The organism is Bacillus sp. 3G2 (assembly GCF_044324725.1).
GTDB classification, from domain to species: Bacteria; Bacillota; Bacilli; order Bacillales; family Bacillaceae_G; genus Bacillus_A; species Bacillus_A mobilis.
Genome location: NZ_CP172246.1, coordinates 1,117,169 through 1,136,120, shown reverse-complemented (window position 1 = coordinate 1,136,120; position 18,952 = coordinate 1,117,169). Strand labels below are relative to the sequence as shown.

At 35.9% G+C, this 18,952-nt stretch carries 13 protein-coding genes and 1 pseudogene; 5 read left to right on the top strand and 9 right to left on the bottom strand.

All coding sequences use genetic code 11. The annotated features are described in order from the left end of the window. Nucleotide 1 precedes the first annotated feature (1 nt). Nucleotides 2-850 (bottom strand): CPBP family intramembrane glutamic endopeptidase, encoded by an 849-nt coding sequence (locus ACHZK0_RS05740; RefSeq protein ID WP_395761318.1) that lies wholly within the window; start codon nucleotides 848-850, stop codon nucleotides 2-4. A gap of 139 nt (nucleotides 851-989) precedes the next feature. Between ACHZK0_RS05740 and ACHZK0_RS05735 the strand changes: the two genes are divergently transcribed. Both ACHZK0_RS05735 and ACHZK0_RS05730 read left to right on the top strand, forming a co-directional pair. Further along, entirely contained in the window at nucleotides 990-1,694 is a 705-nt protein-coding gene (locus ACHZK0_RS05735; RefSeq protein WP_262741170.1) for a response regulator transcription factor, read from the top strand. 9 nt (nucleotides 1,695-1,703) lie between these two features. Beyond that, on the top strand, nucleotides 1,704-3,446 hold the full coding sequence (locus tag ACHZK0_RS05730) for a sensor histidine kinase (protein ID WP_395761317.1): 1,743 nt from the start codon (nucleotides 1,704-1,706) through the stop codon (nucleotides 3,444-3,446). A gap of 233 nt (nucleotides 3,447-3,679) precedes the next feature. On the opposite strand, the gene ACHZK0_RS05725 is transcribed toward ACHZK0_RS05730, so the two are convergent. Together ACHZK0_RS05725 and ACHZK0_RS05720 are read right to left on the bottom strand one after the other, a co-directional pair. Then, nucleotides 3,680-4,045 carry a VOC family protein gene (locus tag ACHZK0_RS05725; RefSeq protein ID WP_262741168.1) on the bottom strand — a complete coding sequence of 122 codons (366 nt, stop codon included), beginning with the start codon at nucleotides 4,043-4,045 and terminating at the stop codon, nucleotides 3,680-3,682. 59 nt (nucleotides 4,046-4,104) lie between these two features. Then, nucleotides 4,105-5,007, bottom strand: a complete 903-nt coding sequence (locus ACHZK0_RS05720; protein WP_395761316.1) for an AraC family transcriptional regulator — start codon at nucleotides 5,005-5,007, stop codon at nucleotides 4,105-4,107. Between the two features lie 137 nt (nucleotides 5,008-5,144). Here ACHZK0_RS05720 and ACHZK0_RS05715 point away from each other — a divergent pair, with 137 nt between their 5' ends. Both ACHZK0_RS05715 and ACHZK0_RS05710 read left to right on the top strand, forming a co-directional pair. After that, the gene (locus ACHZK0_RS05715) at nucleotides 5,145-5,630 is read left to right on the top strand and encodes an RNA polymerase sigma factor (RefSeq protein WP_262741166.1); all 486 of its coding nucleotides are present in this window, start codon (nucleotides 5,145-5,147) and stop codon (nucleotides 5,628-5,630) included. Nucleotides 5,631-5,635: 5 nt separating this feature from the next. Then, nucleotides 5,636-6,754: an anti sigma factor C-terminal domain-containing protein gene (locus tag ACHZK0_RS05710; RefSeq protein WP_395761315.1), complete on the top strand. Its 1,119-nt coding sequence runs from the start codon at nucleotides 5,636-5,638 to the stop codon at nucleotides 6,752-6,754. A 39-nt stretch (nucleotides 6,755-6,793) separates the two neighbouring features. Here ACHZK0_RS05710 and ACHZK0_RS05705 read toward each other — a convergent pair whose 3' ends face one another. Further along, nucleotides 6,794-8,173, bottom strand: a complete 1,380-nt coding sequence (locus tag ACHZK0_RS05705) for an MFS transporter (protein ID WP_395761314.1) — start codon at nucleotides 8,171-8,173, stop codon at nucleotides 6,794-6,796. Between the two features lie 135 nt (nucleotides 8,174-8,308). Between ACHZK0_RS05705 and ACHZK0_RS05700 the strand changes: the two genes are divergently transcribed. Next, entirely contained in the window at nucleotides 8,309-8,641 is a 333-nt protein-coding gene (locus ACHZK0_RS05700; protein WP_262741163.1) for a winged helix-turn-helix transcriptional regulator, read from the top strand. Between the two features lie 39 nt (nucleotides 8,642-8,680). Here ACHZK0_RS05700 and ACHZK0_RS05695 read toward each other — a convergent pair whose 3' ends face one another. The 5 genes and pseudogenes from ACHZK0_RS05695 to ACHZK0_RS05675 form a co-directional block, all read right to left on the bottom strand. Then, entirely contained in the window at nucleotides 8,681-9,658 is a 978-nt protein-coding gene (locus ACHZK0_RS05695; protein ID WP_395761313.1) for an HD domain-containing protein, read from the bottom strand. A 227-nt stretch (nucleotides 9,659-9,885) separates the two neighbouring features. After that, nucleotides 9,886-10,992 (bottom strand): metallophosphoesterase, encoded by a 1,107-nt coding sequence (locus tag ACHZK0_RS05690; protein WP_395761312.1) that lies wholly within the window; start codon nucleotides 10,990-10,992, stop codon nucleotides 9,886-9,888. A gap of 146 nt (nucleotides 10,993-11,138) precedes the next feature. Further along, a pseudogene (locus tag ACHZK0_RS05685) lies at nucleotides 11,139-11,363 on the bottom strand (alpha/beta hydrolase); the annotation flags it as partial. A 284-nt stretch (nucleotides 11,364-11,647) separates the two neighbouring features. Continuing rightward, on the bottom strand, nucleotides 11,648-11,959 hold the full coding sequence (locus ACHZK0_RS05680; protein ID WP_074594671.1) for a hypothetical protein: 312 nt from the start codon (nucleotides 11,957-11,959) through the stop codon (nucleotides 11,648-11,650). Nucleotides 11,960-12,023: 64 nt separating this feature from the next. Continuing rightward, a complete protein-coding gene (locus ACHZK0_RS05675; protein WP_395761311.1) occupies nucleotides 12,024-18,671 on the bottom strand; it encodes a DNRLRE domain-containing protein in 6,648 nt (2,215 codons plus the stop codon). Between the last annotated feature and the right edge of the window lie 281 nt (nucleotides 18,672-18,952).

Here is an 18,952-nt window from a genome sequence, read left to right as displayed (position 1 = left end):
CTCATTTACTCTCCACTACGTCTGAAAAACTCTTTTCCTGCTCTACATATATAGCTGGCATTTCTTTACTCCAATACTTGCGGTTAACAAATAAAAAGATGAGTACTAAGTTTAATCCTGTTATAAAAATAATAAGCCCTGGAAAGAACGTCGTATAATTTGAGAAATCCGCAAAACTCATTATCTCTTCTTTATTTATTAGAAAAGAAGCACCGATTACAAATGCATTGTTTAACATGTGAATAGCAATTGGCATGAGTAAACTATTTGTACGAATATATACGATTGATAGTACAACACTAAATACTACTGCGCCTAAGAAATCAACATGTAGCAACGCAAACAACATCGCTACTACAACGATCGCTATACTCGTTCCCCATTTTGCTGCAAAGCGTTGCAGTAAAAATCCCCGAAAAACAAATTCACCAATAATTGGTGCGATGAATACGACCATAATAAACTGATATACAAATCCCCCTGTGCTATCTATAATCGGTTCACGTAACGCGTTCATAATAAATTCCGGTGTAATCCAAGCAAAGCTATACATGTACAAAATAAGATATCCGTAACTAAATACGCCTAACATAAGTGCAATGTATAAAACTTGCACCAGGTTAAATGTTTCCTTTTTACTAATAAATAATGAAAAGGAAACACGGTGTTTTCTATACTCAAAAAAAATCCACGTAATCGGAAGGATATAGAATATAAGAATATTTATAAAAGTAGAATTTTGCATATGAAATGTATTTTCTATCAATTCATTACTGACTCTTGCAACTAAAGTTAATAGTGCAAATACAATTAAAAAATATCTAGCTCGCATCGTTTGAAACGGATTCACACTCATCTCCCCCCTATGTTCCTTTTATCATATCATTTGATTCTTAATTTTTTGAGAAAGAAAACCTTAAAATTTCCTTAAAAATTCCATAAGTTACAGAAAGATGATATGATATTCGAGGAAATTAGGAGGGATTTTTATGTATGAAGCAAATATTTTACTCGTTGATGATGAAACAGCAATTTTACAATTACTAACTACCATTCTTGAAAAAGAAGGTTTTTCTCATATTACAACTGCAACATCCGCTGAAATAGCTTTATCTCTCACTCAGCAAAACAATTACGATTTAATTATTTTAGACGTCATGCTTCCTGGACAATCTGGTTTTGATATTTGTCCAATCATTCGCCAAAAAACAGATTGCCCTATCTTCTTCCTCACAGCTAAAACATCTGATTTAGATAAAATATCTGGATTTTCACACGGTGCAGATGATTATATTACGAAGCCATTTAATCCACTTGAAGTAGTAGCTCGTATGAAAGCACAACTCCGAAGACATATGAAACAAGCAGTACCAAATGAACAAAAAGCACACTCCAGTTCGTTTGGCAGATTTGAAATTGATCGATATTCCGCAGAACTTACAGTAGGTGGACATGTTGTCGAATGTTCCGCCCAGCTATTTCAGCTATTACTCTTCTTTTGCGAGAATCCGAACTACGTATTTTCGAAAGAAGAAATATACGAAAAAGTTTGGGGAGCACCTGCCTACAATGGCGATGACAATACCGTTATGGTCCACATTCGAAAACTACGTGAAAAAATTGAACAAGATCCAAGTAAACCAGAATATATAAAAACTGTTCGCGGACTTGGCTATAAGTTCATTACAAAGTAGGGTGACGATATGAACTTTAATAAACGACTTATTATCCAGTTTATTCTGCAACACGTATTTGTTTTAGTTACATTACTGATTGCTGTAGTAGCTGCTTTCACTTATTTAATTTTTCTTGTTACGAGTACTTCATACGAACCGAACATTCCAGATTCTGATACTTTTATGATTTCAAGATATATCTCTTCAGAAGATGGCGACATTTCGTTAAAAACTGAAGTAAAAGACTTAATTAAAGAAAAAAATGATTGGATTCAAGTTGTAGAGGAAAACGGAAAAGTTCTCTATCACTTTAATACACCAAATGACGTACCGACATCTTATACGAAAACATCTTTATTCTCATATATACAGAATCACATAGAAAGCCCTTATACATTTACATATTGGGAAATTGAATTAGAAGAAAAAAACGTACTTGTTATTTACGGCGGTATGTTAAAAAGTAATGAATTACTGAAATCAATCCAGAAAGAGCACCCTTCTGTATCTACGGATACATTCACATTAACAGAAGAAGAAAAACAGTTACTTTCTAAAGAAAAAGCAACGCTTCAAATCTTTAATAGTGGCGGCGAAGAAGTATTCTCCTATCCAAATGGAAAGAAAAAAACGTTTTCTGCCATACAGGCTGCTCTTAACGCAAAAGAACCGTGGAATCATAAAGAAAACACGTCTAGCTTTTACGACACAAATAGCAATCATCTTCTCGTTGTAACTGCCAAAAATGAGCACTACTACCCAGATGATGAAATAGAAGATATATTTGCTAAAAAGTTTCTAATCGGATGCGGATTAATCCTGCTTATCGTATTTGTTTATTTAGTCATTCTTTCTATTTGGTACGGTAATAAATTTGGAAAACCGTTATTGCATGCGATGCGCTGGCTTAAAAATATAGCTGGTGGAAAGTACGAAGAACCTGTTAGTAAAAAAGGGAAACCTGTCAGGTTCCGGCGATCCGGTAAAGAAAAATGGTCATTCCGCTTATTTAGTGATGTTACAAATTCACTAGAGCATCTTTCTATTACACTTAAAAAAAATGATGCAATGAGGCAAGTATTGCAGCAAACACGTGAAGAATGGATTACCGGTCTCACACATGATTTAAAAACGCCACTTAGCTCTATATATGGCTACGCATTATTACTAGAATCACAGCAGTACAACTGGACTGATCGTGACATTCAACAATTCGGCAGCGTTATGAAAGAGAAATCTCAATATATGACGACATTAATTGATGACTTAAGCTTAACGTATCAATTAAAAAATAACAGTCTTCCTGCGCAGCACGTAAACATTGAAATGAATCAATTCGTTCAAAAAGTATTATTACAATTCATTAATAATCCGACACTTCAAAATCAAAATATTGAATTCGTACCAAGCTCAAACAACATTCAATATTTCATTGAAGAAAAATGGTTCCAGCGTATTATCGAAAATTTACTCGTAAACGCTGTAAAACATAATAATGAAACGACAAATGTCAGCGTAAAACTTTCCCAAAACGCTACTTCATTTACACTCTCTATTTCAGATAACGGAAAAGGAATGGATGACAAAACGAAAGAACTTCTCTTTGAGCGATATTACAGAGGAACAAATACAGAAGAAAGCAACATCGGAACTGGACTTGGCCTCGCTATTACGAAACAACTTGTTCATGCTCATAACGGAACGATTTCTATCGATAGCGAACTAGGAAAAGGAACGACGATTATACTTGTGTTCCCGTTTCATTCGTAGGAAGGGCGCTGTGTAGCGTCTTTTCTTTTTTTCTATTCTGGGAGAGTTCAGTGATAAATGAAATTATGTAGACCATCTTTCTGAGTTATTTTAGCGGTATATGAAATTATACCGGCGATTTTCTAAATATATCGACTTACCGACAAAAACCGACAACACTACCTACTTTCCCTGCTATACAAATTAAAAATAACCTTCCATAACTCACTATGAAAGGTCACTCCATATTTCAGCTATTTTCCTACTAACACAAACACATTCTCATCAGGTGCTTCCATTACCGCAACGTGTCCTGATTCTGTTGGAAATGGTTCGCGGATCCATTTTACATCCTTATTATCTTTTAAACTTTCATACGTTTGTTGCACATCTTCTACTAATACTTCGACTTCCATAAAATTAATATCTGGATGATTGCTTACTACTAACTCCGAACTTTTCTCATCTGGAAACTTCAATCCTATTAACGTCCAAATAACCCCTTCTTCTAATTCTCTTTCTATAACCCAGTTTTGCTTCATTCCCATTTCTTTATAAAAAGAAACGGACTTTTCTATATCCGTCGTATGTATAGATACACATTCTAGTTTTTTAAACATCGTCCCATTCCCCCTTTATAAAAAAGCGAACCATTTCTCAATGACTCGCTCTCAATCTATTACTTCTTCTTCACCGGTATCCAAAGCTCTACTTGAGCGAACTCACTCTTATCTTCGTGACAACGCTCATCGTATAGTTCAAATTCATTAACGCCACAATGTTCGTACCCTGAATGCGGGAACCATTCTGAGAATACAGCATTCCAAGTTTGGTGAATAGACGATACCATTTCTTCATGAGGAACTTTCGGCGTTGTAAATACAGCATATGTCGCTGCTGGGAAAGTACGCTTCGCAACTTCATTTGGTACATTTTCAAAGCCTGTAACTTCCATTCCGATAATATAAGTGAAGTCGCCCGTTTCTAAATTAAAATCAGTACATAATCCAAGCTCTACCCATTGGCTCGTATCTTTACGATTCGGGATCGTTGTTCCAAGATCTTTCTGTAAATATTCTTGCCAAAATGCTGGGATGTCTTGATGGTTTTTCCCTTCTTTACTTGTCGTCTTCAGTTCATAACCCGCCACTAAAAATTCTGGTTTATTTACAATACGATATTCCATTTGTATGCCCCCTAAATACGGATTTAATTTTCTTTGCTTTACATTCACGCTGTAATACATCGGTGTTTCAATTTCTTGTTTTCGATATTCACTCGGTGTCATTTGAAATAATTTTTTAAAGGCTCTCGTGAACGTTTCATGAGATTGAAAGCCATGCTCAAACGCGATATCAATAACTTTTTCATCCGTATGAGAAAGTTGATAAGCTGCCTGGGCTAACCGCCTCTTTCGAACATACTCCATTACTGTATCACCTACTAACGCCTGAAATACACGATGAAAATGCGACTCAGAAAAACCTGCAATACGTGCTAAATTACGCAGCGTCTGTTTTTCCATTACATCTTCCTCAATATAATCAATTGACCTTTGAATTTGTGTTTCATAGCTTTCCATCTCTGTTCACCCGCCTTATATGTATTATGATAAAAGAGAATCCTATCCAATTCTTGACGTTTTTTACTATAATTTTAAAAACAAATGTAACTTTTTTATATGTATTTCGTTGTTATGTATGAAGGGAGGGAAATGTAGTGAAACATAAACAATCATTAGAAGACATTTACTCCGAGCATATGCAAGATTTATTTCGCTATCTTCTCTCCCTAACCGGGGACTCCCACTACGCGGAAGATCTCATGCAAGAAACATTTTACCGAATGCTCGTCCATATTGATTATTACAAAGGCGAAGAAATTAGACCGTGGTTATTTACAATTGCCTACAACGCCTTTATCGATTGGTTTCGAAAAGAAAAAAGATATACAACAACGACAATTACAGAATTCCATTTACCAAACGTACCAAGTACAGAGCACTCTTATTTCGTAAAACATGAGATTGCTAGTTGGTTAGACAGTTTATCTTCTCTTCCGCTCGAAAGACGAAATGTCCTACTACTACGAGATTACTACGGATTCGCCTATAAAGAAATAGCAGAAATGACCGGTCTCTCGTTAGCGAAAGTGAAAATTGAATTACACCGCGGACGGAAAGAAGCGAGAAACATAGAGGAGTGATACAGATGGGTTGTGCAGCATTTAATAAACTATGGGAAAAATACGAAAAAGGAACACTCACATGTGCTGAACAAGAAGAATTAGAAAGTCATATAGAGACTTGTGAGGAATGTGAAGTGTATTTGGATGAATTGCTTACGAAGAGTGAGCCGATCAAGAAAAGACTACCACCACAAAATCTTAATGTCCCGTTTTGGAAAATAAAATGGAGACAGCGTTGGCAAACCGTTAGTTTTGTCCTTGCGGTTTGTATAGCAATCTATTTTGCCGATCATTTTTCATCTTCTCTTTACTTCAATAATATGAAAAAGTTAGCTGAAGTAAATGAGATTCCAGCACTCGCACTAGAAGCAACAATTCCAAATAGTCGTTCCACTGGAGGCAGTACAAAAATCAAACCCTTTTTCCGTACAGAAAATGAAATAAATTTAGTTAAAACTGTCGGCAAAAAAGAAGTTCAATTCGGTACAGTAACAACGAAAAGCTTCTTATCGTCTGTAACTGTTACAAATAAATCTTGGGCAAACAAATTGAATCACTCTAATCTTTATTTTGTTCATCCAAAAATAAAACAAGGTGATCACTTAAAAGAATCGTCTAAAAAAGTGTGGGATACACTTGCAAAAGTACATGAGGGAACCGTTGCAGAAGTAGCGATATCTTTTGACAAACCTTACACTTTACAAGAATTAGAATCCATTCTATATAGCACATTTGAAGCACAAGAAATGCCACCAACTCCTGTATGGTACGCTTTAGACACAGGACAAGAGAGAATAGATGAGGAAGATTTCATCCTACATGGCGGAGAGGTTATCGGATTTCCAGAACATATAAACCTCCCTGATAGTGAAGCAGAACGACCGAAGACAAAAGAAGATGAGGTAATCGAAATGATGCGCATTCTTTCTGAGCATAAAAAAACTGTAAGTAAAACTACTTGGACTCCCGAAAAAGAGCTGAACTTAGATAAGCGTTATGAGTATGTAAAAGAGAACGGTGCAAAAGTATACGGGATCGTCATTACCGGACCGTCGAAAGAGTTATTAAAATTACAAAACTCGCCTCACGTTCGTTATGCAACTCTTGGGGATATTGAGGTTTGGAATTGGTTTGATCAGTGATGAGAAAAAGTAGAGCATCTAGGGGGATGCTCTACTTTTTTATTCCCTCTCCACAAACTTCCAAACTAAAAATGCTGCACATAGATAGGAAAGCCCAATAACTAAAAAGCTATAGCTTGCCCCCCTGTACCAATTGGATGATTCATTTAAAATGATTCCCATAATTGCTATACCGACTAATGCACCAATTTGACGATTTACATTTAAAGTTGCTCCAGCCATATTCCCATTTTCACGACCAGCAGATTTCATTACAATTGTAGTCATGGCAGGTACTGCTATACCGATTCCAAGATTAACAATACTGTATATGAATGCAATTCCTATATAACTCACATTATTTACTACAAGCATTAATAATAAAGACCCTATACTAGCTATAAATAACGCTATGAATAATAGCAATTTTGAGCCAAACTTAGTCACCATTTTCGCAAATAATACATTCCCAATAACAAATACACTCATCATCGGCAATAGTTGTAATCCTGCTACAAATGGACTTGCTCCATATGCTTTTTGTAAAAAGAGTCCAAACATAAATATGCCGCCAAATAACGCAAAGTTTATTAGAAATCCAACTATATTCGCCGAGGTAAATGTCTCGTTTTGGAACAACACTCTTGGTACAACTGAGTTTTTTGATTTTCGTTCTGCATAAACAAAGAGAATAGTGGTTAATACCGTCCCTACTATTCCTCCTAAAATTTGAGGCGAGGACCATCCGTAACTTGGCCCTTCAATTAGAGTAAATGCCAATAATGTTATTGTAATTATACCGATTAAATGATTTGCTACATTTATTTTCTCCTGTTTCGATAAAACATTTGGAATAATTACAAAGGCCATTAAAATACCGACCATCCCGATTGGAAGGTTTATAATAAAAATGCTTCGCCAGCCAAATGTATTTACTAAAATGCCACCAATAAAAGGGCCCGTACCAGAAGCAATAGATACAATTGCCGACCATATACCAAACATTTTAGCTCTCTTCTTTTCATCCGGAAATGATACTACTAATAAACTAAGTGAACTTGGCATAAATAAAGCCGCTCCAACACCTTGAAGTAATCGGCCAATAATGAGGGTATTCCCATTTGTGGCCATCGCACATAAAAGAGATGCGAATACAAAAATGATTAAACCAACCATATACATATTTTTTGCTCCATATTGGTTAGCCAATGCCCCTCCAGCGAGTAATAATGCCGCAAAAGATAAAATATATCCGTCGACAATCCATGTTGAACTATATAATGTCAGTCCTAATGTTTCTTGAATATTCACTACCGCAACATTTACTACTGTTACGTCTAATGTTGCCATAATAAAACCCATCGCCAAAGTTATTAAAATGACGATACCTGATTTCTCTTTTGTTTGAACATCTAAATTTCTACTAGCCACTCCATTCACTTGCTAACTCCCCTCTCAAAAATTAGTAATTTACCTATATATTCCTTTAGAACTATAATAAAGAAAGTACTTTAATTATAAAAGTACTGATTTTTTATATAGTACCTATACTTTTATATAGTAAGGAGCGTTTATATGGAAAATGTAAATGAAGAGATTTTATTAAAATGCCCCATTGAAAAAACAATGTCTGTAATAGGTGGAAAGTGGACTTTCTTAATTTTAAGAGATTTATTTTATGGTCCTAAACGTTTTGCTGAGCTTGAAAGACGTCTAAGTGGCATTAGCCCACGCACACTCTCTCTTCGCTTAAAAGAACTTGAACAAGAAAATATTATAAAGAGAACAATCTATTCAACTATGCCACCTCACGTGGAATATTCACTAACAAAAAAAGGAGCAACACTCCGTCCTATTTTTGACGCGATGAAGGACTGGGGAAATGAGTGGAAAATATTAGATAAATAGAAAGAAGGTATCATCTTATGTGATGATACCTTCTTTCTGTTAATTCGAAATCACTTTCACATACATCCCTCTCACCGCTTTTTCATAAGCGATCTCACTCATCTGTTTTATGTTTTCTGATACAACAGACGATGGAACAACTTCCCCTTCATGAAGTAACGGCGGATCAATAAGGCGTACTTTATTGTTCTGATATAAATCATAATCATTTCTATCTTCTTTTACTTTTACATTCGGATGGACTTTTCTTAATAAAGCATGTACTTCTGGATCACTCCAGTGCTGCAATTTCGAAATAAGCTCATCATCTTCAAGAAGGAAATCATCTGCATGAATAACCTTTTTATGAAGAGCTAACTTTAACGTCTTAGCTAACATATCGTTTCCGTAAATATTCATTGGTTTCATAAAGAAATCAATTACTTCTTTGTAATACGTTTCTGTAAACCATTCTGCTGCTTGGATACTTTGAAGAACCATCTTTCCATCTACTGCGATGACATCCTCTAAAAAACTGTGAACTTCTTCTAACGAAATATACCCATATGTATGCATATCTCGTAATGTATAATCCACTCGGTCTGCACATAATTCTGGTGCTGATTTTTCGAGTAATGTCCACTTCGAATCATCTAACAAAATGTCCTCATAGTTATAGCCATACTTTGAAAGAATCGCTGGAATTTCTGAGTTTTTCACGACAGAACTAAATATCTCTTCATGATAACTTTCATCCTCATTATCAAAAACGTAATCAATCACGTGAGAAAAAGCAGTATGCGATACGTCATGCAGTAAACCTGCAATTTGTTCTTCTACTGAACCACCGAGTTTTTTAATTAACAACATAGCCCCGACTGAATGATCGAAGCGCGTTACATTCCACTTCTCGTTCATTAAGTAGCTTGCGCCATTTTGATGAACACCTTTAAGTCTTTGCACAGACTTACTTAAGATTAATTCTTCTACTACTTGATCCACTTTAAACTCACCGTATATAACATCTGATATAACCACTTATAGTCCCCCTTTATTTCAGCAGAGTCTTTTAATCGTACCTTTTTTTATAAAATCGATATCAATATAAATTAAAAATCTAAATATATTGATATTAAATAATTAATATTGTATATTATACTTGTCTGTTATTTGTTTTAATTCATTTGTTTTTTATTGAGCGCTCCTTATGTGGAGCCTTTTTTTATTGAAAAAATAGAGAGCCCTTAGCTCTCTATTCTATACAACTATTCAAACGTAACTTCCACCTGCACAATCTCAGATCTACTTCCAAGTCGAAGCGGTGGTCCCCAGAATCCGAAACCAGAAGAAACAATCGCGTGGAATGCACCTTTTTGTGCGTATCCCCAGTCTAATTCGTACATTCTTCTCGTTACAATATGATTCGGCGCCATTTGTCCGCGGTGCGTATGACCGGATAATAGTAAATCGACGCCAGCATCCGCTGCTTGTTTCAACTCAAATGGTTGGTGATCCATTGCGATAACAGGCATAGATTTATTTACCGTACTCATTAAACTTTCAAAACTTTGGCGATCTCGCTCTGTTTTATCTCTTCTTCCGACGAGGTAAAATTGATCTTCAATTGTAATCACTTCATCTAACAGAATACGAATATCAATCTTATCCATCTCTTGTAAAAATTCAGGAACCGCTCGTCCGTAATATTCGTGGTTTCCTAACACACCATATACGCCTAGTGGAGCTTTCATTTGCTTCATAATTGGTCCCATATTTTTTTGAATGAACACACCTGGATGATCATCGATAATATCTCCTGGCAGTAAAATAATATCAGGCTCCATCTCATTTACATGACGGACAAGTCTTTTTAAATGCGCAACGCCAGATAATTTACCGAAATGCATATCCGAAGCCATCGCAATGCGTAAGCTTTTACGTCCCTCTACTTTTTTCGGGATGTGCACCTCATATTTTCTTACTACTGGGCTATATGCGTTGAATACTCCATACGCAAAAATAAAGATGAACGCAAGTAACACGGCCGTTCCTGTCCAAATAATTGCCGTCTCTTTCTCCACCCCAAACTGTAGAAGGAAAACTGTAATATCAGCAAGTGGCAACAACATAAGCGCGTATTGTATGACCGCAAACCAAATTGAACCGACCGTTCGTAGAAATGGCAAAAACTTAAACACTTGCACAAGAATATACGCATATGAAATAAAACCGACTACGAAAGCGTAATATCCCCAAGATTCCCAGCCAAATACCGCATGAAGCCAAACCCAGCCGTTCCAGCCGATGTAGAACATGAGTAGTGTGTATACAAGTAACATCGTAAATATATTGAAATAACGAAGATTTTTCACAGCCAGCCTCCTTCTTAATTTCTTCTATTATATCTTGTTATGCACGTTTAACGTAAATATTAAGCACAGCAATCTTCACAATAAAAACCTCTAACTGCTAGATGCAAACCTAACAATTAGAGGTGCAATTCAAAACAACATTACTTTTACAGATTTTCGTTATAGAAAATTGTTAATTTTTTAACTGCAATTTTTACTGGTTCTGGTTGGTCATATAAATCGTAATGACTCGCACCTTCCACAACAAGTAAATCTTTTTTCTCCGAAGCTGCTTTCTCATACAGCTCATGACCATCTTTATAAGAACCGAATGCACCTTGCTTATTGCCGACAATAATTTGTAACGGCTGTGTTAATAATGTATCTGCTAATGTTATATTCGTCATAAAAGGAAATATTAATTAGTCCTCACCAATCTGCTGGCTTTTCTATACAAAGTTTATACTCATCATACTTATTTTCTTTCACAAATGAAATGGCATATTAATTTATTTCACATTAGCTTAATAACAGTAATTCACGTACCTATTTTTACAATAAAAAAAGACTATCTAAAATTCAATTTAGAATAGTCCTTCTTTATTATCACTCTACAACTTGCGTTTTCCATCCATCATAACTATCACATGTCCCACTATAAATACCCTCTAATTATCTATACAGTTTTCGCATACATAATATGAAAATAACAGCTAAGACCATAAATAATAAGTGCAATCATTGTAATATACCACTTTCCCTCGTACTTCTTTACACACTGCATAATCCCCCAAAGGCAAAGTAATATAATTGATTGAATCACTAAGATATTTAGCGTCCCTAACAGGGTAGCTGCCGTAGGGTAAATGATCCATATGCTCAGCAATGAACGTATTACTAGAATCATTGCAAAGATTCTCTTATAATGAAACAGTCTTATACTACCTATGCAGTACTCTTGTAAAAATACGATAGATGCTACTAGCATATTCAAACCCAAAATTAATAAATATTCTAAAAGCTCTACCAATCCTAAATTCTCCTTCTTAAATTTATTTACGCTTTCCTATCGCATTAGAAATACGCATTAACTTTGCTTTTGTAGAATTCTTCTTCGCTTTAGCTAGCCTTTCTAATCGTGCACCTGGAAGCCTTTTAAAGTGTTTTTTCGGGTTTCCAATAAAACGAGACACGTTACGTCCTACTTGTTTAAACGGGATTAGCGCCCTTCCTTGAATAGTTTTTTTCACTACTCTTATCCCCCCTTGCATAGGAGTTATAAACCCAAACACTCTCCCTACACCACCACCAATCAAGCCAGTTAAAGCACCTTTCCCTGCAGCTTTCAAACCACCTTTCCAAGTATATCCAGTATTCCTATTTTGGTATAAATATTTAGCTACTCCAAAACCAGCACCAATTGCTGCACTACCAACCCACCAAGCTACATGCCCATCCGGATCAACCTTCATTACCGGATTATTGTCTGCATACGTATACCCATTCATTGTAACCGGATCATCTTCATCACCTGGATCAGGATCCACCGATAAGAACACACCATGCTCTGGGTTATAGTAACGGGCTATCAGATAATACGTGCCAATTTCTTTATCATACATGTATCCCGCATATCCAAATGGATTGTCTGCTGCGATACCTTTTGTGTCGCTCTTTAATACGTTACCCCATGAATCATATTCATACGTTGCTACAACTTCCTTGTCTTGATTCGTCATCGCAACGACATCACCACGAGGGTTGTAGTGATAGTATAACGTTTGTCCTTTTGATTTCATCGCTAGGCGCGTACCACTTGTTGAGTATACATATTGACGAAGTACAGTTCCACTACCATCCGTCTCATATAACGGATTAATGCTGTCTCCATCATAGAAATAACGTGTTACTTGACCATTCACACTCTTTTCAATACGACGATTATCATCATCATACTTATACGTTGCGAAGGCATTGCTTTCACCTTGTTTTGTGATAGCTACAATTTGGTCATGTTCATTCCATGTATACTTGTACTTTCCATCTGATGTACGATTGCCATTCGCATCATACGTTAACGATTCGTTTCCGAATTTGACAAGTTGATTTCCTTCATTGAAGGTTGCCGCTATAGACTTTATTTCTTTTCCATTCTCTACAACTTTAACACTTGTACGGTTTCCAAATCCATCGTATGTGTATGATTTAGTTGTTCCGTTTGGCAATGCTTCATTTAATAGTTGGTTGATCGGGTCATATACAAAGTTTGTTTCCGTTACTTTTCCGCCCGCGCCTTCATGTTTAATCTTCGTACGGTTACCCGCTTGGTCATATTCATATCGTTCAGATAGAAGAATACTGTTTGATGTACCTACTACTAAATCTTTAATTTTGTTCGCCTGGTCATAGTTGAAGGTAGAACCGGAACCATTACCAGCTGTATACGTACGAACATTTCCTTGATCGTCATAATCAAAGCGATACGTTTGCGAACCGTCTGTCACACGAATATTTTGATCTAACGTGTTGTAGTCATACGATACTTTATTTGTATATCCACCTTGCGTTACTATTTGTTCTTTTAATTTTTCTGTCTTACTGTTTGCTTTATCGTGATATGCCCAGTCAATTTTTCCGCCTCGGCTATCTGTTGCGCTTGTGACACGGTCTGCCTTATCGTATGTTTTCGTGCGTTCTACGCCATTGACAAGATCTTTCACTTTCGTAACTTGTCCATTTTGATCACGTTCAAATGTAAATGAATCTTTTCCGTTGCGCTTTTCACCAATGACACGGTCTGCTGTATCATATACAGACTCTAAAATAGAACCATTTGGCATTTTTGTTTTAATCTTGTTTGCATTTTCATCGTACGTGTTTTCAATACGACGGTTTAATGCATCGATATACACTGTATTTTTATTATCTACATCATATTCATATTTGTGTGTTTGTGTTTTCCCACCAAACATGACAGACTTTTCTGTTGTGTTTCCATTATGATCATAACGATAATTTACAGACGTACCATTCTTTAATGTAACCTTTGTTAATAGATTATCTTTGTTGTAATCATATAGTTTTGTATTTCCTTTTTCATCTATCTCGCTCTTTTTATTTCCTGATGCATCGTATGTGAAGGTGTTTTTCTGTCCTTCTTCATCATACGTCGCAACAACATTTCCGTCGTTATCGTACTCGTTTTTAATAAGGGCGTTACCTTCCAGTAAACGAACATCATCAAACCATACTTTTCCTTTGTTATTCTTTCTAAAGAGAAGGAATATTTCAATCTTTTGGATTGGTTTCTTTGCTGGAATAACAGCTGCACTACGGTTCCAATCATTTGTCCCGCTTGGGAAACTTGTATAATAATTTACTACAGTTCCATCTTGATAGTAAGTTTCAGCTAAAACTGCATAATCTTTGGAAAGTTTATCTGGTGCGTCATTGACTACATTTTCAGATTTAGACATCGCAGTAAGTGTTACTGTTTCTGCCTTTTTCTGGTTTAAAATGACACGATTACGGTATCCAATATCATTTGGGCCATATTCACTTCTCTCCATTACAATAGACGAGTGGCCTGTGAAACTATCATCCGATACATCGTTACGTTCACAATGTTGAGAACAACTTCTTACCCACTGTGGTACAAATCCATCCGGCCAGTTTTCTTCAAAACTACTATTTAATACTGGGTTAAAACTTGAAGAAACTTCTCCTTTTTCCAATTGTATTTTATCAAACCATGCAGAACCGCTCGTAGCAGAACCGCCATTTTCTACTTGTAAATAGATTTTTACCTTTCTCGTTTGTTCTGTTGTTTTAAAGGTAACTTGACGATTAACCCAATCACTCGTTCCTTGAACTTTATTGTGACGAGTATCATGCCAACCACCATCTATACCAGCACCAGTTTCATTTAATGACTGTACATTAAAGAAGGCAGCACCATTGACTAAATCCGTTTTCACCATACCACTTAACGTATACGTTGTATTTGGTTCTAACGTTACTTCTTGGATTGCGGCAATATAGCCCCAATCATTATTCGTTGCTTTTGTTGTAATTTTGAGTGATGATTCCCCGCCCAGACCACCTGGTGCTGGTGTTGCATCTTTTGAGATAGATCCGCTATTATTCGTATCTACTTTCACCCATTTTTCCGTACCATTCATTTCAAAACTAGGATTTTGAATTAAGTTCCCTCCGGCGCTTAATTCTTTACTTGTTTCAATCGGATTACCGTATTGATCATGGTGAATAACAGAAGATGTATTTGCTCCTTGGTCTGTTTGAGATACTTCTGTATTTGCTCCTACATAAGCAACAGTTGTTTTACGATCTTCGTTATCTGTCGCTTTTATAATCCCATTATCTTTATTATACTCAAACTTCTCAGTTCCCATTTCATCAGTAACAGAAGTTACATTCCCATTACCGTCATAAGTCGCTGTTTCTGTTTGGTTTTTAGGAGTTGTTGTTTTCACTAAATTGTTCGCATTATATTCATACGATGTCGTTAAATTCAGACGTCCCACATCTTCAACTGTTTTCACTGGATTCCCAGCATCGTTATACGTATAAACAGTCTTACGTCCTTTAGGGTTCGTTAACGTAACTTCCTTCGAACCTATATTATATGCTAATGTTGTAGCTTTCCCTAATGGGTCCGTTACTTTTACTAATCTATCATTCTCATATGCATACGATGTTTTATATGGTTTGGCATCTGTATGTTGCGGATCATAAATAGATGTTAATACCCCATTATCATATCCGTATTTATACACTTTTCCTTCTGGCGTTGTAGAAGAAACGAGTAGATCTCCATCATAATTAAAGGTAATCGCCTTGTTATCTGGACCGATTACTCTTGCTGCTTTTTTATTATTACCATCATATTGTACGACTAACTCTTTACCAGAAGCATTCTTTACTTTTGATAAACGGGATGCACCATCATACTCATACATCGTCGTATTTCCGTATTTATCTTTTGTATACTCAATACGCCCCTGTGCATCTCCAGATTTATAGAAAGTAACTGTTTGGTCTTTATCTTTTATTTCATATCCGCCTGATACTTGCTTAATCTCTAAATATATACCAGTAGGAGCTTGGTACTTATTATCTCCTGTTCTAGTAAAGGTAATATTCGCACCGTCAGCAGAAATTAAAAGTAAGTTTCCATTTCCATCGGCCCAAACTCTTTCCTCTAATCCACTAGACCAACCCGTACCAAATAAACCTACCTTTTTACTTTGGCTATTGTACGTTCTTTCTACTGATACATCCGGTCCGCGCCCTGATAACGTAATATCTTTCTCACTCATGATAAAGTTACCATTTGTAGCATTTACTTTACCATTTAACACAGGAATTGATGCCCAGTAATCAAACATTCCTATAAATCCAGAATCTTGGGAGAATCTAGGTACAAACTCATGTGAAATTTCACTTTCAGCATGTCCAGTTTTACTATATGCCGTTACACGGAACCAATAGTTTTTCGCACCTGCATAGATTCCTCCAGAATTTTTATACACAGGTGATGGATCAACTGCTAATTCTGTACCTTTTTTATCATGATGAAGTAAATATTGACCTTTTGCTATTTCATCTTTTGTTGGCCAAATCTTCTCATTTTGCGTTGTCCAATTTGTTTTATTTCCTACATCGAACGCTTCGTAATCTTTTCCGTTATAAATCCAAACTTTATACCCTGTTGCTTCTGGTACTGCATCCCATTTCAATGTTACATAACCAGTTGTTTGATCTGTCGCATTGATATACGCTGAGCCATCTGGCTTTTTCACTTGTTCCAATGGAATATAGACAATTGCTTCATCAGAAAGCGGACTATCCTCACCAGTTGGGTATGTTGCTATGATACGAATCCAATATCCACGTGCACTACTATAATCTCCATACGGACTTTTATCTAAAAATGCATTTTTATAAATTGGACCTGGATTGACTGGTGCTTCTGCACCTTTTCCGTCATCATGCACCCAATAACGGCCTTGTGCAATCTCTTCTGGAGTTGGGAATATTTTTTTATCTTTTGTTGTCCAATTTGTTACATTCCCAACTTCGATTTCTTCATATTCATGTCCATTAAATATTGCTACTTTATAGCCGTTCGCTCCTGGAACTGCATCCCATTGTACATTGAAGTGGCCTGAACTACTGCCACTACCATTTGAATAAGTTTGTACTCTTGGTTTATTCGGTTTTGCGTAAGAATACTTTACTTCTAAGTATGGTGCATTTGCTCCATTTTCGGCTGCAATAAATTTCTTCCAATGGTTTTGACCATTTCCGTTTGCATGTAGCTTAAAGCCATTATTTTGCTTTGTGCCTTCCACCCATGCTTTTACTGTATTTGTTACGTTAAATTTTGCCCATTGTCCTCTTGTTACATCGGCATGCGCAATATTTGCAGAGTTCGGTTTATTATTCCAGTTCACTCCACCAACATTCCAGCTACCTGTCACTTCATCTAACCAAACACCATTTGGTTGATTCGCATAATAATGCCAAATGGTGTGTGCATTGAATGTTGCACTTTCAATATTTGCCCCTTTAAAATTTGAAACGTCTGGTTTAATAAATGCAAAGTTTGTCCCAGATGCGCCATCATAATATCCGACTTTTAATGTATAAGCATTTTGGCCAGCATCCCAAAGCTTTCCTCCTGAATAGTTTACAGTTGGATATGCACTTGCAGCGTAAGCATTTTCAAAGTTACCTAGTTCTACAGAAGGATCTACATATACCGGATATTTTCGTTCTGGTGCTTGTAACCACTGCGGGTCTGCAGTAACAGTTAATGTATATGTTTTTTCATCTTTCTTCTCAATATTATAGCGAACTGCATCTGACGTTACAGCCTCACCTGATTGTTGATCCACATTTGAATCGTTCATATACGGTTTCGGTAATGTAAAGACTTTTTCTTTTTTCTCATTTTGGAAGTCGATTGAACCATCTTCCTGTATATTCGGTGTTAAATCTGTTTCTAATGCAAATGTAAAAATATGATGTCCTGTATACTCGCGTAATACAAAATCTTCTTTTACATTTTCATTAAACGTCGTACTCTTTAAATCTATATTTGGAAAAATTCCTTTATACCATACTGTATTCTTTTCATGTGTTGCAGTGACTGGTGACGGCTTCACTTCACCTTTTTCACCATTTGCACTTATTATTTTATATTGAATATTGTGATTTTTCACTTTAAATTGAACGTACTTTCCATCTTGTGTTGCTTTCTCAAATTCTGGTTCTAATGTTGTATTTTCCGTTACAATTTTTTCATTTGGTGCTTCTACTAATTTCGGTGAAACCTCTTCTAACTTTCCATCTTTCTCAATATGAATCGGTTCCGTATATACCCTTTTCGTATACGTACCATCATTATTATCGAAAACTTTTTCTGTTTCCGTTCTTTCTTCTACAACCTCAGTCGGACTCGCCTGTGCTTTAGCTTTGTCCTTCTTTAATTGATCTGGATGTGGAGCTGGTAATTCCTTTTCCTCTTTCTTTTCTGTTTCTGGACTTTGTTCTGAATTTGGAGATGGTGTAAACGGTGGTGCCGTTTCTGCCAATCCATTCAGTGGTACGGAAGTAACGATTAATGCAACTACGATAAGTTGGATTAAGTACCTATACCATTTCTTCGCTTCCATAAACTCACCTCGCTGAAATATTTTTAACATATATAATGTTACATATCACAATTTAAACAAATGAAAGAGTAAAGTAAATATAGTTTTAAAGTTTTGAAGACTTTGTGCACAAAATCCGACAATTCAACAACAATTTAACGAATATTATTACAAATAACTATTTTTATTATATAATTAAAGATTAACAATAAAACGATTATTATTTGCTAGCGACATGATATAAATATCATTCAACTAACCTTTTATTTTCACTTTCAATTTTGTTCTAACATTCAATGAAG

Coding starts and splice junctions, on each gene's coding strand:
- ACHZK0_RS05730 (WP_395761317.1), top strand. CDS start 1,704: ATGAACTTTAATAAACGACTTATTATCCAGTTTATTCTGCAACACGTA.
- ACHZK0_RS05675 (WP_395761311.1), bottom strand. CDS start 18,671: ATGGAAGCGAAGAAATGGTATAGGTACTTAATCCAACTTATCGTAGTT.
- ACHZK0_RS05720 (WP_395761316.1), bottom strand. CDS start 5,007: ATGGAAAGCTATGAAACACAAATTCAAAGGTCAATTGATTATATTGAG.
- ACHZK0_RS05700 (WP_262741163.1), top strand. CDS start 8,309: ATGGAAAATGTAAATGAAGAGATTTTATTAAAATGCCCCATTGAAAAA.
- ACHZK0_RS05735 (WP_262741170.1), top strand. CDS start 990: ATGTATGAAGCAAATATTTTACTCGTTGATGATGAAACAGCAATTTTA.
- ACHZK0_RS05725 (WP_262741168.1), bottom strand. CDS start 4,045: ATGTTTAAAAAACTAGAATGTGTATCTATACATACGACGGATATAGAA.
- ACHZK0_RS05710 (WP_395761315.1), top strand. CDS start 5,636: ATGGGTTGTGCAGCATTTAATAAACTATGGGAAAAATACGAAAAAGGA.
- ACHZK0_RS05680 (WP_074594671.1), bottom strand. CDS start 11,959: ATGCTAGTAGCATCTATCGTATTTTTACAAGAGTACTGCATAGGTAGT.